The sequence below is a fragment of the Chromohalobacter sarecensis genome (assembly GCF_023061135.1).
Classification (GTDB): domain Bacteria; phylum Pseudomonadota; class Gammaproteobacteria; order Pseudomonadales; family Halomonadaceae; genus Chromohalobacter; species Chromohalobacter sarecensis.
Genome location: NZ_JAKGAN010000011.1, coordinates 61,257 through 86,613, shown reverse-complemented (window position 1 = coordinate 86,613; position 25,357 = coordinate 61,257). Strand labels below are relative to the sequence as shown.

25 protein-coding genes and 1 pseudogene are annotated in these 25,357 nt (G+C 60.0%); 13 read left to right on the top strand and 13 right to left on the bottom strand.

Annotated features, from left to right (window positions below):
• Positions 1–6 precede the first annotated feature (6 nt).
• From L1071_RS14950 to L1071_RS14910, 9 genes and pseudogenes are all read left to right on the top strand, one after another.
• On the top strand, positions 7–645 hold the full coding sequence (locus L1071_RS14950) for an ATP-binding cassette domain-containing protein (RefSeq protein WP_246976480.1): 639 nt from the start codon (positions 7–9) through the stop codon (positions 643–645).
• Between the two features lie 146 nt (positions 646–791).
• Positions 792–905 (top strand): annotated as a pseudogene (locus tag L1071_RS14945) (aminoglycoside phosphotransferase family protein); the annotation flags it as partial.
• A 129-nt stretch (positions 906–1,034) separates the two neighbouring features.
• Positions 1,035–1,724 carry a TIGR04283 family arsenosugar biosynthesis glycosyltransferase gene (locus L1071_RS14940; protein ID WP_246976476.1) on the top strand — a complete coding sequence of 230 codons (690 nt, stop codon included), beginning with the start codon at positions 1,035–1,037 and terminating at the stop codon, positions 1,722–1,724.
• The gene (locus tag L1071_RS14935; RefSeq protein ID WP_246976473.1) at positions 1,714–2,337 is read left to right on the top strand and encodes a TIGR04282 family arsenosugar biosynthesis glycosyltransferase; all 624 of its coding nucleotides are present in this window, start codon (positions 1,714–1,716) and stop codon (positions 2,335–2,337) included. Before L1071_RS14940 ends, L1071_RS14935 begins: the two co-directional genes overlap by 11 nt.
• A 206-nt stretch (positions 2,338–2,543) precedes the next feature.
• Complete coding sequence (locus tag L1071_RS14930) at positions 2,544–3,218, top strand: DUF3047 domain-containing protein (protein WP_343316045.1); 675 nt, start codon at positions 2,544–2,546, stop codon at positions 3,216–3,218.
• 16 nt (positions 3,219–3,234) lie between these two features.
• A complete protein-coding gene (locus L1071_RS14925; RefSeq protein WP_246976470.1) occupies positions 3,235–3,579 on the top strand; it encodes a glutaredoxin family protein in 345 nt (114 codons plus the stop codon).
• Between the two features lie 149 nt (positions 3,580–3,728).
• Positions 3,729–4,343: a sigma-70 family RNA polymerase sigma factor gene (locus L1071_RS14920; protein ID WP_246976466.1), complete on the top strand. Its 615-nt coding sequence runs from the start codon at positions 3,729–3,731 to the stop codon at positions 4,341–4,343.
• Positions 4,340–4,558 (top strand): zf-HC2 domain-containing protein, encoded by a 219-nt coding sequence (locus L1071_RS14915; protein ID WP_246976463.1) that lies wholly within the window; start codon positions 4,340–4,342, stop codon positions 4,556–4,558. The genes L1071_RS14920 and L1071_RS14915 overlap by 4 nt, the downstream gene beginning before the upstream one ends.
• Positions 4,555–5,457 (top strand): AraC family transcriptional regulator, encoded by a 903-nt coding sequence (locus tag L1071_RS14910; RefSeq protein ID WP_246976459.1) that lies wholly within the window; start codon positions 4,555–4,557, stop codon positions 5,455–5,457. Before L1071_RS14915 ends, L1071_RS14910 begins: the two co-directional genes overlap by 4 nt.
• Positions 5,458–5,471: 14 nt before the next feature.
• Here the strand turns inward: L1071_RS14910 and L1071_RS14905 are convergent, their stop codons facing one another.
• The gene (locus L1071_RS14905) at positions 5,472–6,143 is read right to left on the bottom strand and encodes a haloacid dehalogenase type II (RefSeq protein WP_246976456.1); all 672 of its coding nucleotides are present in this window, start codon (positions 6,141–6,143) and stop codon (positions 5,472–5,474) included.
• Between the two features lie 183 nt (positions 6,144–6,326).
• On the opposite strand from L1071_RS14905, the gene L1071_RS14900 reads away from it, so the two are divergent.
• Both L1071_RS14900 and L1071_RS14895 read left to right on the top strand, forming a co-directional pair.
• Entirely contained in the window at positions 6,327–6,884 is a 558-nt protein-coding gene (locus tag L1071_RS14900; protein ID WP_246976453.1) for a carboxymuconolactone decarboxylase family protein, read from the top strand.
• Positions 6,885–7,151: 267 nt separating this feature from the next.
• On the top strand, positions 7,152–9,293 hold the full coding sequence (locus L1071_RS14895) for an FAD-dependent oxidoreductase (RefSeq protein WP_246976450.1): 2,142 nt from the start codon (positions 7,152–7,154) through the stop codon (positions 9,291–9,293).
• Between the two features lie 16 nt (positions 9,294–9,309).
• Here the strand turns inward: L1071_RS14895 and L1071_RS14890 are convergent, their stop codons facing one another.
• Complete coding sequence (locus L1071_RS14890) at positions 9,310–9,990, bottom strand: haloacid dehalogenase type II (protein WP_246976446.1); 681 nt, start codon at positions 9,988–9,990, stop codon at positions 9,310–9,312.
• A gap of 201 nt (positions 9,991–10,191) precedes the next feature.
• On the opposite strand from L1071_RS14890, the gene argC reads away from it, so the two are divergent.
• Positions 10,192–11,139, top strand: coding sequence for an N-acetyl-gamma-glutamyl-phosphate reductase (gene argC, locus L1071_RS14885; RefSeq protein ID WP_246976441.1), 948 nt, complete (start codon positions 10,192–10,194; stop codon positions 11,137–11,139).
• A 52-nt stretch (positions 11,140–11,191) separates the two neighbouring features.
• On the opposite strand, the gene L1071_RS14880 is transcribed toward argC, so the two are convergent.
• The gene (locus tag L1071_RS14880) at positions 11,192–11,893 is read right to left on the bottom strand and encodes a DUF4396 domain-containing protein (protein WP_246976438.1); all 702 of its coding nucleotides are present in this window, start codon (positions 11,891–11,893) and stop codon (positions 11,192–11,194) included.
• A gap of 212 nt (positions 11,894–12,105) precedes the next feature.
• Positions 12,106–13,107, bottom strand: coding sequence for a DMT family transporter (locus L1071_RS14875; RefSeq protein WP_246976436.1), 1,002 nt, complete (start codon positions 13,105–13,107; stop codon positions 12,106–12,108).
• Positions 13,108–13,211: 104 nt separating this feature from the next.
• Here L1071_RS14875 and L1071_RS14870 point away from each other — a divergent pair, with 104 nt between their 5' ends.
• Positions 13,212–14,141 (top strand): LysR substrate-binding domain-containing protein, encoded by a 930-nt coding sequence (locus L1071_RS14870; RefSeq protein WP_246976433.1) that lies wholly within the window; start codon positions 13,212–13,214, stop codon positions 14,139–14,141.
• A 9-nt stretch (positions 14,142–14,150) separates the two neighbouring features.
• On the opposite strand, the gene L1071_RS14865 is transcribed toward L1071_RS14870, so the two are convergent.
• The 9 genes from L1071_RS14865 to L1071_RS14825 all read right to left on the bottom strand — a co-directional run bounded on the left by L1071_RS14865 (position 14,151) and on the right by L1071_RS14825 (position 25,345).
• Positions 14,151–14,753: an exopolysaccharide biosynthesis protein gene (locus L1071_RS14865; RefSeq protein ID WP_246976430.1), complete on the bottom strand. Its 603-nt coding sequence runs from the start codon at positions 14,751–14,753 to the stop codon at positions 14,151–14,153.
• Between the two features lie 74 nt (positions 14,754–14,827).
• Complete coding sequence (locus tag L1071_RS14860; protein ID WP_246976427.1) at positions 14,828–16,378, bottom strand: alkaline phosphatase D family protein; 1,551 nt, start codon at positions 16,376–16,378, stop codon at positions 14,828–14,830.
• Between the two features lie 121 nt (positions 16,379–16,499).
• A complete protein-coding gene (locus L1071_RS14855; RefSeq protein ID WP_246899890.1) occupies positions 16,500–17,459 on the bottom strand; it encodes a cyclodeaminase in 960 nt (319 codons plus the stop codon).
• 40 nt (positions 17,460–17,499) lie between these two features.
• Positions 17,500–18,495: a hydroxyectoine utilization dehydratase EutB gene (eutB, locus tag L1071_RS14850; RefSeq protein ID WP_246976424.1), complete on the bottom strand. Its 996-nt coding sequence runs from the start codon at positions 18,493–18,495 to the stop codon at positions 17,500–17,502.
• A 309-nt stretch (positions 18,496–18,804) separates the two neighbouring features.
• Positions 18,805–20,211: an aspartate aminotransferase family protein gene (locus L1071_RS14845; protein ID WP_246976421.1), complete on the bottom strand. Its 1,407-nt coding sequence runs from the start codon at positions 20,209–20,211 to the stop codon at positions 18,805–18,807.
• A gap of 197 nt (positions 20,212–20,408) precedes the next feature.
• Positions 20,409–21,878, bottom strand: coding sequence for an NAD-dependent succinate-semialdehyde dehydrogenase (locus L1071_RS14840; protein WP_246976418.1), 1,470 nt, complete (start codon positions 21,876–21,878; stop codon positions 20,409–20,411).
• 234 nt (positions 21,879–22,112) lie between these two features.
• Complete coding sequence (locus tag L1071_RS14835) at positions 22,113–22,946, bottom strand: universal stress protein (protein ID WP_246976415.1); 834 nt, start codon at positions 22,944–22,946, stop codon at positions 22,113–22,115.
• 77 nt (positions 22,947–23,023) lie between these two features.
• Complete coding sequence (locus tag L1071_RS14830) at positions 23,024–24,382, bottom strand: MFS transporter (protein WP_246976412.1); 1,359 nt, start codon at positions 24,380–24,382, stop codon at positions 23,024–23,026.
• 306 nt (positions 24,383–24,688) lie between these two features.
• A complete protein-coding gene (locus L1071_RS14825) occupies positions 24,689–25,345 on the bottom strand; it encodes a hypothetical protein (RefSeq protein ID WP_246976409.1) in 657 nt (218 codons plus the stop codon).
• Between the last annotated feature and the right edge of the window lie 12 nt (positions 25,346–25,357).

Here is a 25,357-nt window from a genome sequence, read left to right as displayed (position 1 = left end):
AACACCATGGCGTCATTGATTCTCGACGACATTGTCATTGAACAGGACCAACGCCCCTTGCTGAGCCTGGATACCACGGTCGCGCCTGGAGACGTGGTCACCGTCATGGGTCCCTCCGGCGTCGGCAAGTCCACCTTGCTGGCCTTCATAGCAGGTTTCTTGAGCCCCGCCTTCACGCCCCGAGGGCGCATTCTGCTCGGCGAGACACGCCTCGATACCTTGCCTGCGGAGCAGCGTCACGTCGGGCTGTTGTTCCAGGATCCGCTGCTTTTCCCGCATCTCGACGTCGAGGGCAACCTCGCCTTCGGCATGGTACGCGAAGGCAGCCGACGACAACGCCGCGAGCGAATTCATGAGGCGCTGACATCGGTCGGACTGGAGGCATTCGCCAAGCGCGACCCCGCAACGCTCTCCGGCGGCCAAAAGGCACGGGTTGCCCTATTGCGGGTATTGCTGTCACAGCCGCGCGCTATCCTGCTCGACGAGCCTTTTTCCAAGCTGGACGCCGAACGTCGCGACGAGATTCGTCACTGGGTCTTCGAACGCGTGCGTCACTACCGACTGCCCACGCTTATGGTCACCCACGACGAGGCCGATGCCAGGGCGGCGGGTGGGCGTATCATCACGCTGGGTGACACCCCATGAGGCCGCCTCGCGAACTGCTTAGCGGCCCTATACCGAACGACACCCCCTTGCTCCTGGAAGAAAATACCAAGCTCCTCGAGTGCCTGGCATCGGCACTCGAGGCATCTGACCGGTTCGACGGGGTGAAGGACATGCAGCCGATGGCCGACACCGGCCTGGCGGTACTGGTCGACCTGGAGAAGTGCCGTTACGGCCTGCCCGGCTTCGACCTGGCCCATGCCAGCTTCTATACCTCGACGACCTGGGATCTGGTCAGTCGCCACCATCGTGAAGGTGCAACACGAATTCCGCGCGCTCGAGACGGCACTCACCGACTAATGATAATCGATCGAGGACAAGACTCGAACGCGCCCAGGGATCACTTCGACTTCTAATGCGGAAACATCACCATGGCCGAGACAGGACTAAGTCTGATCGTTGTGACCCTCAACGAGGCCGATATCATCGATGAAACCCTGGGTCGATTGCAGGGGCTCCGACATGCTGGCAGCGAATTGATAATCGTCGACGGCGGCAGCCAGGATGATACTCTCACCCGCGTCACACCGCTGGCCTCCCGGGTGATCCAGAGTCCACCAGGCCGGGCGCGGCAGATGAACGCCGGCGCCGATGCCGCGCGAGGGAACCACCTGGTTTTCCTGCATGCCGATACCCAACTGCCGCCGCATGCCGACCGGCTGGTTATGAACGCCCTGTCGCGAGATCACCGCTGGGGGCGTTTCGATATCCGGCTCCAGGGTCGTCACCCGATGCTGGGGGTGATCGCCTTTGCCATGAACCATCGATCGCGGCTGACCGGTATTGCCAGCGGCGACCAGACGCTGTTCATGACCCGCGAGGCCTTCGACACGGCCGGCGGTTTTCCCGATCAGCCATTGATGGAGGACATCGAGATGTCACGACGTTTAAAACGGCTTTCTACGCCCGCCTGCCTGCGCGAAAAGGTGACCAGTTCGGGCAGGCGTTGGGATCGAGACGGTGCCTGGACGACGATACGGCTGATGTGGCGGCTGCGCTTTCGTTATTGGCGCGGCGAGTCGCCGGAAACCCTGGCAAGGGAGTATCGCCATGTGCGCTGATACGCCCGACGACTTTCCGCTGGCGATACTGGCCAAGGCCCCGTTACCCGGCAAGGCCAAGACGCGACTAATACCGGCACTCGGGACACAGGGCGCGGCGCAACTGCAGGAACGCCTGGTACGCCATACGCTATCCATTGCGCTGGCGGCCACCACGGCTCGACGCATCGTCCTGTGGACAGCGCTCGATCACGCCCATCCGCTTTTTCGGGAACTGGCCGAGCGTCACGACATCGAGTGTCGCGCCCAGCCGGAGGGGAGTCTCGGCGACCGCATGCATTACGCTTTCCTCGAAATGGGCGAGCCGGGGCTACTGATCGGCAGCGACTGTCCGGCACTCACTCCCGCCCTATTGAAGCGCTGCCACCGCGTCCTGGCGGATCATGAAGTGGTCCTATTGCCGGCGGAAGACGGGGGCTATGCACTCATCGGCCTTCGCGAACCAGACAGCCAGCTCTTCTCCGGCATCGACTGGGGAACGGCAGCCGTCATGGATCAGACCCGGCAGCGGGTGGCCCGGTCAGGCGCCAAGTTGGCCTGTCCGGCACGGGTCTGGGACGTCGACCAGCCTGAGGATCTCGACAGGCTGGACGACGAATTTCTCACCCTATGACAAGACATGATGAACGACCACCATGACGCCCCGCCTTCACGGGGCTGTTGCCGGTCGCGCCGAAATCCTATGTAGTACCCGACGTTATGGACCCGCCGATATAGACAGAGTAAAAACGCCGCAACGCCTGGGTTTCAGTCGCGCTGAAGTCAACGAACTACGGCACAGTGAATTTCCTGTAAGGATATCGACCCAGGACACGACTCATGCGTATGAAAATCAGACTGACAAACAAGGTAGTATGGGCGTGCAGCTTGACACTCGGGATACAGACAGCTTTGGCATCCGATATCGAATTTTCAGCCCGCGACATGGCCGCCTGGTCGACGCGCGCTTTTGAAGGAGAGACGCGTTATTCGATAGTCCAGGATGACGGCGTCGAGGTGCTTCAAGCAAATGCGCAAGGCCAGGCCTCTGCCAAGTATCTGGAACGCGAGATCGATCTGCGCAAGACACCGTACCTGCACTGGTGCTGGAAGGTGGATACCCGCTACTCGGGACTCGATGAGCGCACTCAGGCCGGCGATGACTACCCTGCCCGATTCTATGTCGCGCGCAAGACGGGCTTTCTTCCGTGGCAGGTGCAATCCGTCAACTATGTATGGTCATCCAACCAATCTGTCGGCGCCAGTTGGGAGAATGCCTTCACGGATCGTGCCATGCTGCTGGCTCTGCAAGGTGAGCAGTCGCCACTCGGCGAATGGCGAGCGGAAGTCCGCGATGTCGGTGGCGATTTCGAGGCACTTTTCGGTGAGTCGGTCACCAGTATCGATGGCGTCGCCTTGATGAGCGACGGCGACAGCGCAGGCGGCAATGCCACCGCCTGGTATTACGCCGCTGGCTTTTCCGACTCGCCGGCCCCTCCCGACTGCCCGAATTGATACCAGGAGATTCATCATGTGGCATCTTATTTCGCGACTGATGAAAAGCGAGGCAACCGCTATCGAACGCACGGCGCAAGCGCAGCAGGAAGTGGACCGACAAGCCCAATACCTCGCGCTCTATCACTTCGAGGGGTGCCCTTTCTGCACCAGAGTGCGACGCGTCCTGCAGAGGCTGAATGTCGAACTTGCCTTGCACGATATCAACAGGGATCCCGAGGCGAGACAGGCGCTGATCACTGGCGGCGGCAAGAAGACCGTCCCCTGCTTACGCATCGAACGCGATGGAGCGATCACCTGGCTTTACGAATCCCGCGATATCATCGATTACTTGGAAAAAAGATTCGCCGCGATAGAGTGAATCGCGTATCGGCCTTCAAGACAGAGATACTACAGCCTTGAACACTTTGCTTCTCTGGACGCTGTGACATAAAAAAGATAGCGTGCCCAATGGTCGAGCCGGCGTTTTATTGCCATGATAAGCGATGATCATCGACCGGGAGATTCAGCATGGCGTCATGGCCCGATTCGTCACAAAGCGACACCTCAAAGCCATCCGCTGAACGCCAGCGCCGCCTGGCGGCAGTGCGTCCGCGTCTGCTTGCCTTCGCGCGTTTGCAGCTTCGCGATGCCTCTGAAGCGGATGACGTCGTCCAGGAGGCGCTGATTACCGCCGTCGAGAAAAACGCTCGCTTCGAAGGAAAATCCGGCTACGAGACCTGGGTATTCGGCATTCTAAAAAACAAGATCCTGGATGCACTGCGAGCCCAGAAGCGCCATGGGAAATGGCAACCCTGGTCCGACGACGGCGTCGAGGCAGCCATCGAGCAGCAATTTCAAAGTTCGGGAAGATGGACGGATGTTGCACGCCCCAGCAGTTGGGGCGATCCCGAAAACACGTTATTCAGCGAACGCTTCTGGCAGGTCTTCGATAGCTGCATGATTGCACTCCCCGATAACATCGCCAAGATTTTCACCATGCGTGAACTCATGGGACTTTCTACACATCAGATATGCGAGGAAGCAGGGATCAAGGAAAATAACTGCTGGGTCATCCTTCATCGCGGCAGACTTTTATTGAGAGCATGTCTGGAGAAAGGATGGCTATCGGAGGCCAATAAATGAGAATGGTGATGTGTCGCGAAGCCACGCGTCTCATGTCGAAGAATCTTGATGCACCGCTTGGATTTCAGGAACGAATGTCGTTGAAATTTCATCTGGCCATGTGCGGCGCCTGCAGGAAATGCAACCAACAATTCCAGTTGATTCATGATGCAGGAAAAGCATTCGAAGAAAAGGCATCGTCACCGCCATTCGACACGAACGATCAGACGACATGACGCTGCATGAAAGCGATGACATGCTTGCCGGTGATCCTCTGACGGCATTATTGCAGCCCGTTTTCATGGGTAGTGATTTCCACCATGCCGCCAAGCAATGCGGCGACTGGTTTCTGTCTCACGAACATGCGATAGCCCCGAGCTTCCACCTGGTCACCGAAGGCCGCTGCCGACTCACCTGGCACGATGGAGGTGAAGAACGCCTGCAGGAAGGAGACCTCGTATTCTTTCCCGGCGATACGCCGCATCGTCTTGCGCCAGAGTACGTATCTGGCTCCGAGTCGCAGCAAATAGTCTCGCTGAGTAGCACGACGACCGGTGTCGGATTGATCTGCGGACATTTCCGCTTTCTGCACGATGTGCCGCCGGCCTGGTTCAATGTACTACCGCGTAGCGTGATCATTTCTCGGCAAGCGCGTGGATGTGCCTTCGACAATGTTGTCGAAGCACTCGCCGAGGAGATGTCCGAGACGCAAGCAATTGGCCATGCATTGACCACGAACGCCCTGGCCAATGTGCTATTGACCCTGATTCTTCGGCATTGCCTGGAAACGGCATTGCTGGAAACACGCACCTTGAGGGCGTATCTGGATCCGCCGGTGAGAAAAGCCCTCAAGCGATTGCATGAAGCGCCGCAGCGTGACTGGACGCTTCAAGAACTGGCACATGAGGTAGGGCTCTCCCGTTCGAGCTTCAGCGAACGCTTTCACCACATCGTGGGCACGACTGTTGCTCGTTACCAGGGGCAATTACGCATGATGCTGGCCGACCAGGCCCTTGCCAATGGTGAGAGCATCGTCGGCGCCATGCTGGCCAGCGGTTATCGCTCGGAATCCACCTTTCGCAAGGCCTATAAAAGAATCAGGGGCGTACCGCCGGCGCGGATCAAGACGCTGTAACATACTGCCTTACGTCACATTGGGGATACGTCCGCGATCAATTGCCGACTCAACCCAGTGAGTGAGTCGTCTTGCCAATCGGGCTGAAAAAGTTGCGGGTCGATGACCTTTCCGCGACGCGCGATGAAACCTGTCTTGCAGCCCGCGCTGGCGGCACCGATCAGATCCCACCCATGGGCGGCAATCATGACCAGTTCGCGGGTCGACACTTGCCAGTGGTCAGCGACGTATTGATAGGCGGGCTGGCCCGGCTTGTAGGAGGCTATCGAGTCGATACTGAGAATGACGTCGAAGGCCGCGTCAAGCTCGGCATGCGCCAACTGATGCTGCACTGCCTTGAGAGTGCCGTTGGTCAGTGCCGTCAGCCGATACCCCTTGGCACGTAGCTCGGCAAGAGCAGGCGCGACATCGGGGTGCGCAGGTAACGTCGTCAGCATGTCGATAAGTTGCCCTTGACGGGCTTCGCTTATCTCGACGCCATGTCGCCAACCGGTCTGACGCAAGGCACTCTTGGCCAATTGCCCAAAGGGGTGGTAGCGGCCCGCCAGCGTTGCCGTCATCCAGGTCTCCTCCAGGGTCAGAAACCACTCGCCGCGCACCGCTGCCTCCCCAAAGACCTCTTCGAAAAACGGTGCCAGCGCAGCCGTATCGAGCAAGGTCTCATTGACATCGAATACTAAGATCATAGGAATTCCTTTCTGAACTATTGATTGAGTACTTTCCACTCAAGCATTTCCAGGCGTACCAGACAGCCACTTTTTCCTGATTTTGTACGCTGCGACATGAAATAGAGACGTTGAGCGGCGGTTCTCAGGTTGTTTGCCTACTAGGCTAAGAGATGTAAACGCTGACCACAGAAGGAGAAGCTCATGACAGAATTTACCTTGCATACGGTCGACAGCGCGCCCCAGGAAGCCAAGGCGCGCCTCGAAGGGGCACAGCAGAAGATGGGGTTCTTGCCCAATCTGTTCGCCAAGATGGCCGAGGCACCGGCGCTGTTGGAAGCCTATCAGACGCTCGACGAGATCTACTCGCGGACCAGCCTTACCCCGGCACAGCAGCAGGTGGCGCTGCTCGCCATCAGCTCAGTCAACGGATGTAAATTCTGTGTAGCGGCACATACCGGAGGCGCACAGGCCGCCAAGGTACCCGAAGGTGACATCGAGAAACTTCGTGAGCTCCAGAACCCCGACGATCCCAAGCTCAATGCCGTGGCACGCTTCGCCAAGCACCTCGTCCAGGCGCGCGGCTGGGCGAAGGACGACGAAGTCAAGGCCTTCCTGGAAGCCGGTTTCGAGAAACAGCAATTGCTCGAACTGGTGATTGCGGTCAGCCTCAAGACGCTGTCCAACTTCACCAATCACATCGCCGGTACACCACTCAACGAGGAACTCAAGTCTCTCGAGTGGCAGGATCCGCGTGATTGATGTGAGCGCAGAACGTTAGATGCACCGTGCGAGCGTAGTGGGCGATATGCCGGTTTCGGTATATCGCCTTTTTTCATGGTCCCGATGGTAGTGACGTGTAAGGATCACACTACAATCTCGACTCATTAAGCGATCGTTTGGCATTCGGCCATGACATCTGGATGCACGAAGGCAACAACCTGCCAGGCCACCTGCTGTCAGGTCCGACTAACAAGCCACTTAACTACGTCAATGTCCGCTGACCAGCGTGGATAAAAGGGGGACGGGGTGAAACATTACCGCATACTGATTCTGGCTGTCGTCCTGGTGGCGATCGTGGCGTTCTTCGTGGGCGGCGTTGACGATTACCTGACGCTCGAGTCCATCAAGGCGCTGCAAACACGGTTCGATCAATGGTTCGCGGCGTCTCCCTGGCTGGTCGCTGGCGGCTTTTTTCTCATCTATGTGCTAATCGCCGCCCTCTCGCTGCCCGGCGCGACATTGCTGACCTTGCTCGGCGGCGCGTTATTCGGGCTGGGATGGGGATTCTTGATCATCTCCTTCGCGAGCAGCATTGGCGCTACGCTAGCCTTTCTCGTCTCCCGCATCTTGTTCAGGTCCGCAGTAGAGCATCGCTTTGCTCGATATCTGGACACGATCAATAAGGGCATTGAGCGTGACGGCGCCTTGTATCTATTCAGTCTGCGACTGGTGCCGCTTTTCCCGTTTTTCGTCATTAACCTGGTGATGGGACTGACTCGGCTGCGTACCTGGGTGTTCTATATTGCCAGCCAGATCGGCATGATTCCCGGCACGCTGGTCTATGTGAACGCCGGCCAGCAGCTCGGCGAACTGCAGTCGCTGGGTGGCGTCGTCTCACCGTCGTTGTTGCTGTCCTTCGCTCTCTTGGGGGTCTTTCCGCTAATCGCGCGTTGGGTCGTCGACTGGCTGCAACGCCGCAAGCGCTACCGGGGATACGCCAAACCCCGGCACTTCGATTACGACATCCTGGTGGTCGGCGGCGGCTCGGCGGGTCTGGTTACCAGTTACATCGCCAGCGCGGTACGCGCCCGGGTCGCGCTCGTCGAGAGTGGCGCCATGGGCGGCGACTGCCTCAATACCGGCTGCGTGCCCTCGAAGGCGCTGATTCGCGCCGCACGCGCCGCCCAGAATATTCGCGACGCCGAGCACCTGGGCGTGCATGCCGGGGAACCGCGTGTCGACTTCGGCGCGGTCATGGGCCATGTACGGCGTGTCATCGAGGAGGTGGCACCCCACGACAGCGAGGAGCGTTATACCGGGCTGGGCGTCGACGTTCAACGCGGCACGGCACGGCTGACATCTCCCTGGGCCGTCGAAGTCGACGGCAAGCAACTCACGGCCCGGCATATCGTCATCGCCACCGGCGCCACACCCAAGGTACCGTCGATCCCCGGCATCGAGCAGATCGACGTACTGACCTCCGAGAACCTATGGACGTTGACCGAGCAACCGCAGCGCCTGGTGATACTGGGCGGCGGCGCTATCGGTTGCGAGCTCGGCCAGAGTTTCGCCCGCCTGGGCAGCCAGGTGACGCTGGTCGAGGGCACCGGGCAATTGCTGGGGCGCGAGGATGACGAAGTCGGCGATCTCGTCACCCACCGACTCGTCGCCGAAGGCGTCGACGTCATGACAAGCACAAAGGCTATCGCAGTGAGCGTCGAGGACGGCGAAAAACATCTCCTCGTCGAGAAAGCCGACGGTGGGCAAACGCACATTCCCTTCGACCGCCTGTTGGTCAGCGTCGGGCGTCAGGCCAACGTCACAGGGCTCGGACTGGAAGAACTGGGGGTGGAAACCCGCGACAACGGCACCCTGGAAGTCAACGAGCAGCTCCAGACCAAACTACCCAATATCTGGGCCTGCGGCGATGTCGTCGGTCCCTATCAATTGACACACGCCGCCGCACATCAGGCCTGGCACGCTGCCGTCAACGCACTGTTCGGCGAGTTCAAGCGCTTCAAGGTCGACTACCGCATCATGCCCGCGGTGACGTACCTGCAACCCGAAGTGGCACGCGTGGGACTCAACGAGCGCGAGGCCACCGCCCAGGGCCTCGCCTATGAGGTGACCCGTTATGAGATGGCCGAAAGCGATCGGGCGATCGCCGAGCGCGCCACTACCGGCTTCGTCAAGATTCTCACCGTGCCGGGCAAGGATCGCATCCTGGGCGCGACCCTAGTCGGCGAGAACGCCGGTGAATGGCTGGCGGAGTTGACGCTGGCGATGAAACACAATATCGGGCTCAACAAGCTGCTGGGGACGATTCATCCCTATCCGACACTCTCGGAAGCCACCAAGGGTGCCGCCGGCGCCTGGAAAAACGCCCACAAGCCCGAGCGGGTGCTCGACTGGTTAGGGCGTTATTTTCGTTGGCGGCGCGGCGGCTGAACGTCTGTCGTTGAGCTCAACCCCCCAGGCGGCTGGCGAGTTCGTCGAGATCGCTCACTGTCATGTCGGGCTCGTCGCCCCAGGGGTCGAAGGGCGCTTCGGCGCTGCGTCGCACCCAGGTCGCGTGCAAGCCGGCGTATTTGGCCCCGATGATGTCGAAGGGATTGCTGGAAATCAGCCAAGTATCGGCGGCGCTCGACTCGGTGCATTGGCGCAAATAGGCGTATACGGCGGGGTCGGGCTTGAAGCGCTTGATGTCGTCGACGCTGACGATGGCATCGAAACGCTCGCGAATGCCCGCCTGGGCCAGCAACCCCGTCACGGCCTCCCGGGTGCCGTTGGAAAACGCCACGCAGCGCATGCCGGCATTGCTCAGGCGCGCCAGCCCTTCGGCGACATCGGCAAACGCCGGCAGCCGCCCATAAAGCGCCATTAGCCTGTCCTTGGCGACCTCCGAGAGCTGGCTGCCCATGGCGCGGTCGGTGAATTCCAGCGCATCGCGCGTGCAATCGGCGAAGCTGGCATAGGCACCCATCAGCGAGCGGCGGAAGGCAAATTCAAGCTGCTTATCCCGCCAACGCTGCGAAAAAGGCAACGCCATCTCGGCATCGCCCAGTTCCACGTTCAATGCCTCCACCACGCCGTGGGTGTCGATCAAGGTGCCATAGACATCGAAAGCCAATACACGCTTGTTCATATGTCGTCCTTATCACGCTTTTCTAAGTGGATGGCGGGTAGTCCCAAGCTCTCTCAGACTGGTCGTTTTTGTGGATCACGACAAGCGGATTCAAGCCCACAAACATGACAGCGCGACCGCAGCGCCGCACAATGGAGGACGATACGCTGACAGCGTACTGTCGGCATGCACGAACCCGGTCAACGAGGCGACGAATTTCCCATGGCATTCAAGGTATACGTAGACGGTCAGGAAGGCACTACTGGGCTGCGGCTGCTGGATTATCTCGAAGCACGCAGCGACATCGAACTGCTGCGCATCGACAGCGATAAGCGCAAGGATGCCGCCGAGCGCGCACGTCTGCTCAATGCCGCTGATGTAGCCTTTCTATGCCTGCCCGATGCCGCTTCTCGCGAGGCCGCAGCGCTACTCGACAATCCCCAAACCTGCCTGATCGACGCCAGCACGGCTTTTCGCACCGATGCCGAGTGGACCTACGGCCTACCCGAACTAGCGCCGGGCCAGCGTGGCGCCATTCGCGCCAGCAAGCGCATCGCCAACCCGGGCTGCCACGCCAGCGCCTTCATCATGCTCACCCGGCCACTGGTCGACGCCGGCCTGCTGCCCGCCGGCACGCCGTTGACAGCGCATTCGATCACCGGCTACAGCGGCGGCGGCAAGAAGCTGATCGCCGAGTACGAGGCCAGCCACGACGACCGTCTGGCCGCGCCACGTCCCTACGCCATGGGGCTGACTCACAAACACCTGCCGGAGATGCGCGTGCACGGCGGGCTCGAGCGGGCACCGGTCTTCCAGCCAATCGTCGGCCCCTTTCTCAAGGGCCTTTCGGTGACGATTCCTCTGCACGTCGACCAGCTTGGTCCCGGGGCCACGGCCGAGGCACTTCGCGAGGCCTACGCCGCCCACTATGCGGGCGAGACCTTCGTTCGCGTCATGCCCCTTGAGGATCCGGCCAATCTCGATGGCGGCTTCTTCGAGGTGCAAGGCTGCAACGACACCAATCGGGTCGACCTGTTCGTGTTCGGCAACCATGAGCAGGTCTCCCTCGTCGCCCGGCTGGATAACCTCGGCAAAGGGGCGGCCGGTGCCGCCGTGCAGAGCATGAACCTGCATCTCGGCGTGGACGAAGCCAGCGGCCTGTCGGCGTAAGCGCGGCGGTTTCCGCGATCACCGTACGTTCGCCGGGCGGTGATCGCGCCGTTTACATGGCGTGCTTGATGCCGCGATCGATCAATACCCAGTTGGCTGGATAGGACGTCGCGAAACCGATCAGCATGGCGATCTGCATCATGAACCAGAACGTCACCGAGAAAGCGTTCATCTCGCCCATCCAGCCGTGGATGGCGATTAGCATCCAGACGTACATGCCGGCCTGAAAGGCGATCAACGAGAACGTATCCGCCTTGATGGCATCGATCAGGGCTTTACGCGGACCGCTATCGCTCATGCCGCGAATCGGCAAGTATTGAAACAATATGCCGAAGAGATACGCCCCGATGAAGGCCAGCACGAAGTGTCCTAATACCGCCGATCCAAGCAGGGCGAAACCGGTCAGCGTCGCCAGCGGCGCGGTGACGACATCGCCTGCGGTGCAACCGCCTCCGCAGTGCGTGGCGGAGACGAACACCCCCTGCCACTTGGGCTTGTCATCATGATGGTGGTGAGCATGACCATGCTCATGACCTTCACCATGATTATGCTGACTCTCATGACCAGCCTCAGGCGCGGCGCGGCCCATGCGCGCATACGCCCACCAGCCAAAGACAGGCATATAGAGGCCAGTAATCGGCCAGGTCACGTTCATGATCGCCATGGGCTGCGGACGTTTGGCCACATCCAGTGCAATGACCAATGCCGTGGCCACGCCCAAGGCGATGAATAGCCAGGAAACGAGGGTCAACATGCGACAACTCCTTGTCCGCGTTGAAATAGAGACTTGCCCCTTAGAGGGTGTTTACAAAATAGGCGAGCGAAGTCAAGACAAGGCAAAATCGGGCGAAAACGCGGAGTTTACATGGGGTAAATGAGTATTTTGAGGCCGATTTTAACGCCGAATTGTCGAGCGCAGCCCTTTTGTAAACATCCTCTTAGGTATAGGGAAAGATTACGCCTAACTCAACCTTGGCCCTGCCCAAAGGTTGGCGAACGCGAAATGGGCTCACGACTCGCCGTGATACCAGCGGGGCGTAATCCCCCGGGAGCACAACGCCAGACGATGCCACCCGCGATCCCCACGCAGACCATGCCCAGCACGGTGGGCATATCAGGCGTCGCATCGAATAGCCACCAGCTCCATACCGCCGCGAAGATGAGATAGGCATAGTCGAACACGCCGATCAGTGCGGCCGGGGCCGCTTGATAGGCCTTGGCCACCGTGCTGCTGGCCAGCACGAAGAGTACCGCCAGTCCCGCCAGCAGCCACCAGGTATCGGCTGGAAGCGAACGCCAAGGCGCCGTCAGGAAGCTCGGTGTGGCGCCACCCACCGGCAGTTGCCCCTGCAGCAGCATCCACAGACAGCCCGCCGCGCCCAAACATAGAAAGCCCAGATTCATCGCCCCGGAAAGCACCAGCGGCGCCTCGTCACGGCAATGAACACGCGTCACCACGCAGGCCAGGGCATAGCACACCGCTGCCAGCAGCGGCAGTAACACCGTGGGCTCGAAATGCGTCGTTCCCGGGCGCAGGATCAACACCACGCCGGCGAATCCCAGAGCGATTCCCCACCAGCCGCCCGCCGATAGCCGTTCGCCAGCCCACCAGGAGGCGAACAGGGCAATGAACAGCGGCGAGGTGTACAGCGCCACCGCCGCCATGGACAGCGTCAACGTCGGTAACGCGGCATAAAAAGCCAGCCACATGGCCATCAACAAGCCGGTTCTCACCAGCACCCAGCGACGGCGCAGCGCCCACCCCAGGCGCACCACGCCGCGACGCCCAAGTACCAACCCCAAGAGCGGCGACGCTAACAGCGCACGCAGCACGTACAACTGCCAAATACCCACGTCATCGCTGATATACTTAACCAGAGCGTCGGACATCGAGAGACAGAAAACCGAGACGACGATACAACCGATGCCTGGCCATGCCGAGGCTTGCGCTTCAATGATTGGCTTCATGAACGTTCTCCCTGAGCAAGAAGCCGCTCAAGGGTGCGCCCCTCAGGCAGGCGCGACAAACGAGTTATACGTCACTTTCCATGAGCTGTGATTATGAATCGCATATGAACCGACTAGGCAAAGCCCTGCCCCCACTCGCCAGCCTGATGCCCTTCGAGGCTGCCGCGCGCCTGGAAAGCTTCTCGCGTGCCGCCGAGGAATTGCATCTCACCCAGGCCGCCGTCAGCCGCCAGATTCGAGCCCTGGAAGACAACCTCGGCGTGGCGCTATTCGAGCGTCGTAACCGGGGCGTCTTCCTTACCGCTGCCGGCCGCGAGTTCGGGCGCACAGTGAGTACCGCGCTGGAAAGCGTCGCAACGCATGCCAATACCTTGCGAGAGGAAGTGCATGACGGCGTGGTAGTGCTGTTCTGCCAGCTCTGCGAAGCCTTCTACTGGGTCATGCCACGCCTCGCCGCGTTCAACCGGCGACATCCGGAAATCGAGGTCCGCCTGGTCACATCGACGCGCCCGGTGGTCGAGAATCACGACTATTTCGACGTCGCGCTACAGACCAGCGGGCGCCCCAGCGGCAGCCACACGCTGTCCTTCACCGCGTCCGACGAGATCTTTCCGATTTGCAGTCCCGACTATCTCGCCGCACAGCGCCACCCCATCACGCTGGCGAATCTCGCCAAGCACCGTTTGCTTCACCACAGGGCAGATGTACCGGACTGGTTCGAGTGGGATAGTTGGCTACGCGCCATGGGGAATTCCGTACCCACCCTGGGCAACGGCATGGTTTTCGATAGCTATCCGTTGGTCCTGCAATCGGCGCTTGCCGGGCACGGTATCGCCTTGGGCTGGCGACGCACGGCCGAGCGTCTGGTACAAAACGGCCAGCTCGTGCGACCGGTCGATGCGTCGCTGCCACTCAGCGACGCGCTCTCGGTGTATACACGTCAAGGCGCTCAATCACGGGGGGAGACGCTGGCACTGCTGGACTGGCTGCAGCACGAATTTCACGCCGATCATGGCGGTGAGGCAGCATTTTGAAGGTAGGTATCACAACAAGGCGTAAGCTACTCCGCCGACCGTCCCTCCGGTGAGGATCAGCGCCAGCAGCGCCCAGAGACCGTCGTTGGCCATCAACGACAAGCCGAACATCATCAAGGCCAGCCCCGCGCCATTGGCCGAGAAAGGCACCACCTCCATCAGCGGCATCGCCAGAGCAATGAGGAAGCAGAAAAGCGCCACGAGATAGGTACCGGCGCGCTGGGTCAGCCAGGTCAGGCGCGGTTTCAACAAACGGTCGATGGCCCGCGCCGGCTTGCGCATCCAGGTCACCGCCTTGTCCAGCTTGGCGCGCGAGACCGAGCGCTTCAAAAGCCAGCGCGGCAGCCAGAACGTACGGCGCCCTACCAGCAACTGCCCCGCCACCAGCAGGACCAATATCGCCATCAACGTGGGCACACCGGGGATATCCCCCACCAACGGCAGCAGCGTGATCACCCCCGGTACCAGCAGCAAGGAACCAAACGACCCCTGCCCCACCGCCGTCAGCATATCGCCCAATTGGACACGCTCATCATCGCGCCGGGGCGCCTGCCCGATGCGTTCGAGCAAGTGATCCAACCCCGCGAGTTCCTGTTGCTGCCTCTCCGTCATGCGTGCTTCCTGCCCTCCGTCATCAAGCTTGCAGCGTAGCAGGACGCGCACGGCCTGCCGAGACGGAGGAGCGTCTATGCCGTCTCCGGCGTCAATTGCTGGCGATGCAGCGTGTTGCCGGCGGCATCCATAAGGCTCACGGTCAATGCCTCGCTGTCGCCGTCGAGATCGATCTGGCCGAAGAATTGATAGCCTCGAGATGGCGGCAAATTCGACTCGCCTTTCGGCGGGGCTTTTTGAAAGACCACCTCGGGGCCGAAGGTCGTATCCAGCTCGCCGGGGCCAAAGGTGCCCGCATGCAGCGGACCGCTGACGAATTCCCAGAAGGGCGTGAATTCCTGGAAACTGGCCCGCTCGGGTGAGTAGTGATGCGCCGCCGTGTAATGCACGTCCGCCGTCAGCCATACCACGTTTTTCACATTGTCATCGCGGATCGCCCGCAAGAGTCTGGCGATTTCGAGTTCGCGCCCCAACGCCCCGCCAGCCTCGCCATTGGCGATGGCTTCATACGCGTCACCATCGCTGACGACCAGGCCGATGGGCATGTCCGCAGCGATGATCTTCCACGTCGCCGTGGACTCTTTCAGCGAACGTCGCAGCCAGGCGAACTGGTCCTCGCCGAGAAACGCCGTTTGTGCAGAGCGCTCGGTTTGCCGGTTGCGACTGTTGGCGCCGCGATAGGTGCGCATATCGAGCATGAAGACTTCCAGCGACGGCCCATATGCAAACCGCCGATGAATACGCTCTGGCGATGTCGGCAGTTGGCGTAGCGGCGTGTGTTCGAGAAAGGCCTGGCGAGCCCGAGCCGCCAGCAACGCCACATTTTTCTCAGTGTAGCGCTCGTCCTCGAGCCACTCACCGGGATACCAGTTGTTGGTCGTCTCGTGATCGTCCCATTGGGCGAGCATGGGCACTTCGGCATTGAAGTGCCGCAGGTTGGCATCAAGAAAGTTGTAGGTATGCTGGCCGCGAAACTCATCGAGCGTTTCCGCCACCTTGCGCTTGGCCGGGGTGACCAGATTGTGCCAGGTATCGCCGTTAGCCAGCGCCACGCGCTCTTCCAGAGGGCCGTCGGCGTAGACGGTATCGCCGGAGTGAATGAAGAAATCGGGGCGCTGACGGCGCATGGTGTCGTAGATCGTCATGCCGCCACGTGATTCATCGATGCCCCAGCCTTGCCCGACCGTATCGCCCGACCACACGAAGCGCACGTCGCGCGCCTCGGACGGAGGCAAGCGTAAACGCCCTTTGACGGGCTCGCTCAAGGCATGTGGGTCGTCCAATGCGGCGAAACGTACACGGTAGTGCAGCGTCTCGGTATCGCCGAGCCCCGCGACATCAAGCTTGCCGATCAACCCGCTGCTGGGCAGCACCTCGGGGCCACGCACTTGGCGGACACCACGAAACGCGGGATTGTCGGCCACTTCAACGAGCATCCGCGCGGGACGATCGCTGCGCGACCAGAGCATCGTGCGGTCGCTCAGCATGTCACCGCTCATCACTCCCGAGGTCACTTGCGGGCGCCGTGACTCGGCCAACACGATCGACGGCGCCACCGACGCTGCGCCTAATGCCGCGCCAGCCTTGACGCCCCATCCCAATACATCACGACGGGAATATCGCATCGCCAACTCTCCACTGAGTGTCCATGATCCTCTCAGCATCTCGAGCACGCATGACGACGATGTGGCAACCGCATGACGATTGAATGGCACGACACGTCAGGGCGCACCAGTACCTCGATGTTCAGGCTTTCAGCCGCTGCAAAGCGTAATCGGCAATCGCCGTGTCCTGCACGCCGGTGCCGGTGAGATCGCACACGGTGATGCCAGCGCCAGAGAGACGCAGCGTCAGACTGCTATCGATCACCTGGCCGAGCTCGAACACCTTGAACGGCACATTGGCCACCGCCTCGCCGGATTTGACGAAGGCCTTGAGTTCGCCGTTGTGCTCACTTTGCGCACGGGTATCGCAGACGAAGGCATCGGCGCGCGTCATCACGCTATCGTCGAGCTCGCGCTTGTCCGGGCTGTCGGAGCCCATCGCCGTGACGTGCACCCCCTCGGGGAGGTCGGCGGCTTCGAGAATCGGCTGTTGCGACGGCGTCGCGGTGACGATGATATCCGCTTCACGACACGCCGCGTGGACATCATCGTGAACGTTGACCGTCAGGTCGCGCTGGCGCAGCCGCTCGGCATAGGACTCGGCGGCTTCGCGCCGACGCGCCCAGACATCGACGGTGTCGATATCGCGCACCAGACGCAGGGCATCGATCTGCAGCTCGGCCTGTTCGCCGGCGCCGAGGACCGTCACGCGACGGCTGTTTTCACGCGCCAGATACTTGGAAGCCAAGGCTCCGGCGAGTGCCGTGCGCACCGCCGTCAGATAGCCCTCATCGAAGAGCACGGCATCCACCAGCCCGGTGCGGGCCGAGAACATCATCATCAGGCCGTTGAGACTAGGTAACCCCTGCTTGGGATTGTCGAAGAATCCCGAACTCACCTTGATGGCAAAGCGCTCGAAACCGCGAATGTGAGCGGTTTTGACGTCGACCTCGCCATTGGCCTCCTCGATGGCCATCGACAGGATCGGGGGCTGCACGGCCTCGCCACGCCCCAGGGCCGCGAATCCCGCTTCGATGACAGCCAGGGCGTCCGTATCCAGTTGAACGGCGGCTTCGATTGCGTCGCGTTGATGGAGCTGCATGACGTCCTCCAGACGAAGAGAGAAGAAGGGAAAAGAGGATTCAGGCTCCCGCCAATGCCCGGGCGCGGTCAAACGTTTCCAGCGCCACGCCGTTCCCGGAGACGATCAATGCCACCCGCTGGCCCCGGATATCGAGACCATGTTCGTCGAGCGCCGCCAACCCCACGGTCGCCGCGCCTTCGACCAGCATTTTCTCGGTGTCGAGCAAGTCGACCATGGCCCTGGCGATGGCGGATTCCGAGACCTGGTAATGGTCATCCATCACCTCGCGCACCAGCGCGAAGGTGCAGCGATTGTCCAGCCCAATGCCGCCGCCCAGCGAATCACCGAGACTCTCGACCTCCGCCACATTGACCGGATGCCCGGCCTGAAGGCTTTCCCACATCGCCGCACCCTGAGAGAGGCTGATGCCAGTCACCCGCGTCGCCGAACGAATCGCCTTGACCGCTGCACCGATGCCGCCCAACAAACCGCCGCCGGAAAGCCCGACGAGGACCCGGTCGAGCGCGGGCTGATCCTCCATCAACTCGAGCCCGATGGTGCCCTGCCCGCTCACGATCAACGGGTCGTCGAAAGGCGGGATCGCCGTCATGCCCGAGGCCACCAGCCGCTCGACCTCGTCGAAGGCATCGTCCTGGCTCTCACCGACTCGCCGCACCTCGGCGCCCAAGGCCTCGATAGCTGCGGCCTTGTTGTCGGGCACCAGTCGCGACAGACAGATGACGGCGGGAATCCCCAACTGGTGCGCGGCGTGGGCCACGGCCCGACCATGATTGCCCGTCGAGGCCGTGGTCACGCCGTGCGCCAAGGCCTCGCGTCCGTCACGTTCGATCAGCGCAGCGATCATGTTGGTCGCGCCGCGCAACTTGAACGCTCCCGTCGGCTGGTGGGTTTCCAGCTTAAGGAACACGTCGGCCTCGAAGCGTCGCGACAACGCCGGCGAACGCACCAGCGGCGTGCGCGCGACCTGCCCTTGCAGGCGGGCGCGCGCGGCATAGAGCGAGGCCAGCGTCACGCCGTGGTTAGGTTGATTCATGCGGATCAGCCTTTACGGTTATTCGCGAATGAATTCGCTCCCACAAAAACCAAGCAAAGTGGCAGGGGTCTCGGTGGGAGGGACTTCAGTCCCGATGATTTCAGATGCTCTTGATCGCGAATGAATTCGCTCCCACGAAAACCAAGAAGTGGCAGGGGTCCCGGTGGGAGGGACTTCAGTCCCGATGATTTCAGATGCTCTTGATCGCGGATGAATTCGCTCCCACGAAAACCAAGAAGTGGCAGCGGTCCCGGTGGGAGCAGATTTATTCGCTATTTTCGCAGTATCAGCCTGACTTGGGACAATAGGTCAGGCCTTCAAGTCTCCCGAGCGAGACAACTCGTCGGTCACCTTGTCGACGGCACGCTTGGCGCGGGCGACGATGTCGTCGACTTCATCGCGAGTCGTCACCAATGGCGGCGCGAAGCCGAGAATGTCACCTTGCGGCATGGCGCGTGCGATCAGGTTCTCGCTCAACGCGGCGGCACTTACGCGCGGCCCGACCTTGAGTGCCGGGTCGAAGAACGCCCGCCGAGCCGGATCGGGCGAGAATTCCAGTGCCGCCAGCATGCCCACGCCACGCACGTTACCCACCAGCGGATGCTCGCCGAATGTCTGCAGCATTTGCTGCTGCAGATAGGCGCCTGTCTCGGCGGCGTTGGCGGTCAGCCCTTCGCGCTCGATGATGGCCAGGTTGGCCAGGCCGGCGGCACACCCCAGCGCATGCCCCGAATAGGTCCAACCATGGCCGATGGGGCCGTATTCACCGGCGCCCTGCTCCAGCACCTGCCACACGCGATCGCCGACGATGACGCCGGACAGCGGCTGATAGGCGCTGGTCAGGCCTTTGGCGATGGTAATCAGGTCGGGCTTGAGGGCGTAGTGATGGCTGCCGAAATCGGTGCCGATGCGCCCGAAACCACAGACCACCTCATCGGCAATCAGCAGCACATCGTACTTGTTCAACACCGCCTGGATCGCCTCCCAGTAGCCCTCGGGCGGCGGCACGATACCGCCAGTGCCCAGCACCGGCTCGCCGATGAAAGCCGCCACGGTGTCCGGACCCTCGGCGAGGATCATCTCCTCGAGCTTGGCCGCGCAGTGGCGAGAGAACTCGCGCTCGCTCATGCCTTCCTGTTCGGCGGCGCGATGATAATAGTACGGTGCCTCGGTATGCAGGATGCCGTCGATGGGCAGATCGAAATGATCGTGAAACGCCTTGAGCCCGGTCAACGAACCCGAGGCGATGCCGGAGCCGTGATAGCCGCGCTGCCGCGAGATCACTTTCTTCTTCTGCGGCAGGCCACGCACGTTGTTGTAATAGCGCACGATCTTGAGCTGCGTCTCGTTGGCGTCACTTCCCGACATGCCGTAGTAAACCTTGGACATGCCCGGTCCTGCCAGCTCGAGAATCTTCTCGGAAAGCTGTATCTGCGGCTCGTTCGAATGGCCGACATAGGTGTGGTAGTAAGACAGCTCCAGCGCCTGGTGATAGATCGCCTCGGCGACTTCGGTGCGGCCGTAGCCGATATTGACGCAATAAAGGCCGGCGAAACCGTCGATGAACTCGCGGCCGTCCTTATCGACGATATTGATGCCCTGACCGCCGGTGATCACGCGCCCCGGCACATCGCCATGCGCAAAATCGCGCAGATGCGTGGACGCATGAAAAGTGACCTTGCGATCGCGATCGATCAGGTCTTGGTGCTGACTCATATCTGGCTCCTAAAAATGATCGTAAATAACAGAGAGGGGGCACAAAACTAGAGAGCTCTGCGAGCGACGGCCTGACCAGGCGGGCCCGACGGAGAACAGCGGAGTTTACTGGCCGTAAATGAGCATGTTCGATGTCGGGCCCAACGCCGCCAGGCCGAGCGCAGCCTAGCTCCCGGTAAAGCTAGCTCCCGGTAAAGCTAGCTCCCAGAGACAGAGCCCAAGGCACCCAAACAATAAAACTTCGTCTCCAGATATTCCTCGATGCCGGCGGTGCCGCCCTCACGACCCAGGCCGGACTGCTTGACGCCACCGAAGGGTACCGGCGGACCGGTCATCTTCACCGAGTTGATCGCCACCATGCCGTACTCCAGAGCACGCAGCAGCTTCCAGATACGGCGGATATCGTGGGTATAGACATAGGCCGCCAGACCGTACTCGGTATCGTTAGCCAGCTTGATGACTTCATCGTCATCCTTGTAGGCGGTGACTCCTGCTACCGGCGAGAAGCTCTCTTCGCGCCAGGCCTTCATGTACGGCGTCACGCCGGTCAATAGCGTGGGCATGAAGAAATTGGGCCCCGGTGCCATGGACTGATCGCCATGCACCAGCGTCGCGCCGCGCGAAATGGCGTCATCAACGATGCTCGAGGCTTTCTCCACCGCCTGCTGATGAATCAGCGGTCCGATATCGATATTGGTCACCAGGCCGTTGCCGACCTTGAGCGTTTCCATGCAGGCAACGAACTGCTCGACGAACTCATCATGGATCGACTCGTGCACCAGGATCCGGTTGGCGGCCAAGCAATCCTGCCCACCGGTCTGGAACTTGGCGGCGACTGCAGCGCGCGCGGCCTCGGCGGGGTCCATGTCAGGGCCGACGATGAACGGCGCGTTGCCGCCCAACTCCAGCGAGACACGTTTGACGTTATTGGCGGACTGCTCCAGCAGCAACCGCCCCACGCGGGTGGAGCCGGTGAACGACAGCGCCTTGACGCGCTCTTCTTCGCACAACAGCTTGGAGACCTCGGCGGGCTCGCCCAGCACCACGTTGAAAACTCCGGCGGGGATCTCGGCGCGTTCGGCGAGTTCCGCCAGCGCCAGAGCCGAGAACGGCGTCTCGCCGGCCGGCTTGACGATGACCGTGCAACCGGCAGCCAACGCGGCACCGGCCTTGCGCGTGATCATCGCCAGCGGGAAGTTCCAGGGCGTGATCAATGCCGCTACACCCACCGGTTCCTTGAGCGAGCCCAGAGCGGCGTTGGGGATATGGCTGGGAATGGTCTGCCCGAAGGTGCGCTTGCCCTCTTCGGCGAACCATTTGATGAAGCTGGCGCCGTATTCGATCTCGCCGCGTGAGTCGGGCAACGGCTTGCCCTGCTCGCGCGTCATGATGACTGCCAGATCCTCGCGATGCTCGATCAGCAGGTCATACCACGCCTGAAGACGCTCGGCGCGCTCATCGGCACGCAGCGCCCGCCACTGGGCGAAGGCGGCATCCGCAGCATCCACCGCCTCACGCAACTGCGGGGCTTCGAGCCAGGGGATATGGCCCAGCACCTCGCCCGTGGCGGGATCGACGACCGCTTCTTCGCGACCGCCGTCGCCGTGGGTCCATTTACCGTCGATATAAGCGTACTGACGCAATAGACGCGGATCGTTGAGTTTCATGCGCTACTTCTCCCAAAAAACGAACCGGGCCTGGATTTACAAACATTGGGCCCGGATAGGTCGCGGCGGATGGCGTTCATCCGATATGCATAGGATAAAGCAGCACAAGGCAGGAGAGTTTTTGTCCGGCAGGGTAGTCGGTATCGGTTTTTTTCGAGTCACGCCTCAGGAAAGGCGTTTTTTTCTGCGCTGGCCCGCCGCCGCGAGCAGGGGCGGCGGCGGGCGTGATGCGTCTCAACGCAACACAAGCATGGCACACGGCGAATTCAACAACATCTCCGTCGTGGTACTACCCACTAACCAATGGCGAAGGCGCGAGTGTCCATACGCCCCCATGACCATCATGTCGATATCATTATCGAGGGCGTGCTGTTGCAACGCTTCAGTCGTGTTGTTGGCCTTTATCAAATGGGTTCGGACCGGCACATGACCGTCTTCCAGGGTATTCTTGGCCCATTCCATCTGCTCATGATGCTCATCGGTGCCGCCGCCAATCATGACGATATCGCACTCGATGCCATTGAGTAGCGGACTTTCCGCTACCATTCGCACGCCCTTGACCGTGCTTACACTGCCATCGAATGCCAGCATGATGCGTCGTGGCTGCTCAAAGGTTTGCTGAACGACAAGAACCGGATGGCGTACCACCCGAATCACCTGCTCAAGACGACTGCCGAGATGGCCGTTGAGGGAGGTATCGCCACGCTTGCCGATGACCATCATCCTCATTTCATCGTCTAGCCCCTCCAGAATATCGATCAGATTGCCTTCTCGGATGCGACTATTGGCGTCTGCTACGGAATGATCCTCGAGACGCGTCACGGCTTCCTTCATGATTTGCTGGGCATGCTCATGCATCAGCTCTAAACGCTGCTTATCCAGCGTATCCATTTTTTCGCGTAGCGCATCCCCCTTGTTCGTCTTGGGCGATTGAGAACGATCTTTCTCGATCACGTTCAATAACGTCGAAGGCACGGCCAGGCGATTGCTAGCCCATGCCGTCGCATCACATACGGATTCAATAAACGGCGCCCTGCCACCTACACAAGAGAATATTTGTCGTGTCATCAAACTATTACCCCACTATCCATTGTTGCACCCATATACAACCAATAAAGATTATTCGGTTCGACCGCGACATACCCTCAATACGAACCTTTATTGTCATATTCCTTCTTTTGAGAAATAGATTCCTGCATATTTTTCAACAAGGAAATCTGTTCGCGACTATCAGAATGTTGCTGACGACGAACCTCATCCAATTGATTGGCAAGGGTATCGACACGCTCTTGCAAACGAGCATTGGACGCCGAGATTTCGCTCAAGGCATGTTTCGAACTGCTGCGAGCCAGCCACCTCTTGAGCCCTGAGAAGTGCAAACCACGCTCGACGAACATCAGGATGGCAACGAATACTAGCGCCAGCGCCATGACGGAGTAGGAATAATAAACGCTACCATTACCGAAGATTTTCGATATTTCGTCCAGCACGATGGGAGAGATGAACTGCCCTAGATAGATACTACTGACCAGAATGGCCGTGGCCATCGAGCGTGCTGCCCCGGTGGTAATCTTGGTAGCCCCGTCGAAAATGACCGGCACGGTACTACCGTAGCCGAAGCCCAATATCAATACGCCCAGACCAAGTAGCACGATATACTGATTCAAGAAAGCAATAAGCACAAAGCCGATAGCCATGTAGACCACTTGCAGCGGCACGAAGAACGACTTGAGCACACGGCGGAAGAACGCCACCGACATACCGCCCGCGAAACCACCGACAGAACAAATCGCGATGATAATGCCATTGACGACCGTATTCGTGATATCGATCTCGCTCAAGAAAAGCGACATATTGGAAGGAATGCCGAAGAAGACGACGAACGTCAGTATCATATAGATGGCAAGCAGGAATACACGGGCGTCAAAATTGCTTTCTTCGGCTTCGCCTTCAGCTGACTTGGCTGGTGCCTTTCTAGGCAGGAAAAAGAAAACAAGCACAAGTGCCAGAATAGCCAAACCATACGCCAGGAAAGAATAACGCCAGCCTTGTGCTGCCAGAAAACCGGACACAACGATGGCGATGATGCCCCCCAGGTTTGTGGCGGCACTTTGCAGACCCAGCGTCCGAGTACGCTCTTCACCTTCATAATAGTCGGAAATAAGCGTAATCGATAGTGGAATCATCAGGCCTATCGAAATACCCAGAACGACACGCGTGGCCAGCATGAACCACATGCTATCGGAGAGCGACCCGCCGATCCCGCCAATGAGATAGAGAATCAGCGATACAATTAAAATATTTTTCTTGGGTATATAGCGCACCAGATATCCAGAAATAAAGGAAAACGGCACGACAAGCCCTGCGTGCAGGGATGTTAGCAAGCTAATCTGAAAGGAGCTCGCGTTGGGAAAAGCCGCCGCAATCGAGGCAATGGCAGGTGCAATCATGGCACCTGCCATCACAGTGATCAACGACACCGATAATATTGCGTATTTTAGCACCGACGAATCTCCGTTTACTTAATTAAATCGCCAATGACGACTAAAAAGTAAAGATAAGACCCGGAGTTTTCAGGGGAGTATCCGTACTACGAGGGAACTCGCTGGACAAATAGTATTTAAGCAGTGAGCATTGCACTCAAGCTATCAATTGCATCAAGCGAATTTAACGAAAGTATGATACCATTTGCCAAAGCTTATTGCCAAGTGGGAAGCCAGTTAAAGCACGTTTTTACGACCACTTTACAATGGCTTCCCGACCCTCGCTTGAGGTATGCCACGCAGGTGCTTGAAGTGGCATCTTACGCATCAAATATCGTGACGCGGCAACAAATGCAGCTTGCGCAGGCGCTCATGGGAGTCCAGATATTCCTCGGCGGGCACCGCACGGTACACATTCTCATGGGCGACATGCTTCACCAGCACACGGCGTTCACCGGCGGAACAGCTCGCACCCTTGCCATGCAGAGTCACGACAACATCGGAGTCGCTTTCCAGCGTCGCCTGGCAGCGCCCTTCGCTGTCGCTGGCCTCGCGCACGACAACGGTTTCGCCCAGCAACCAGCGCGGCGACGCCCGGCGCGAATGGTGGAAACGCCGCGCCAGAGTGTGACACGCGGCAACACTCGGTGACGCCGCCAATGCGAAGGCTGCCCAGATGACCAGAAAGCCCAGCGGCAGACGCAGCAGGCCCAGCGGCAGCCATTCCAGTACCAAACTCAACGCGAATGCGATGGGCGTGGCGGTGACGAACAAGGCACTCAGCGCGAATGACGCCGGTACTCCTGCAAAGCCCAGAGAAATCAAGGTACTCGCTAGATGATCGTCACGCAGGCTGTCATGGTCGAAGCACGAGACGCGTATTACGCGCAGCCCGACCAGCAGCCAGTAGACGGCCACCAATGCCAGCAAAGCGAGGAAAAAAGCGAATGGAAACCCCAATGCAGTCTGGATGAAGAGTTCCATGACGGCACCTCC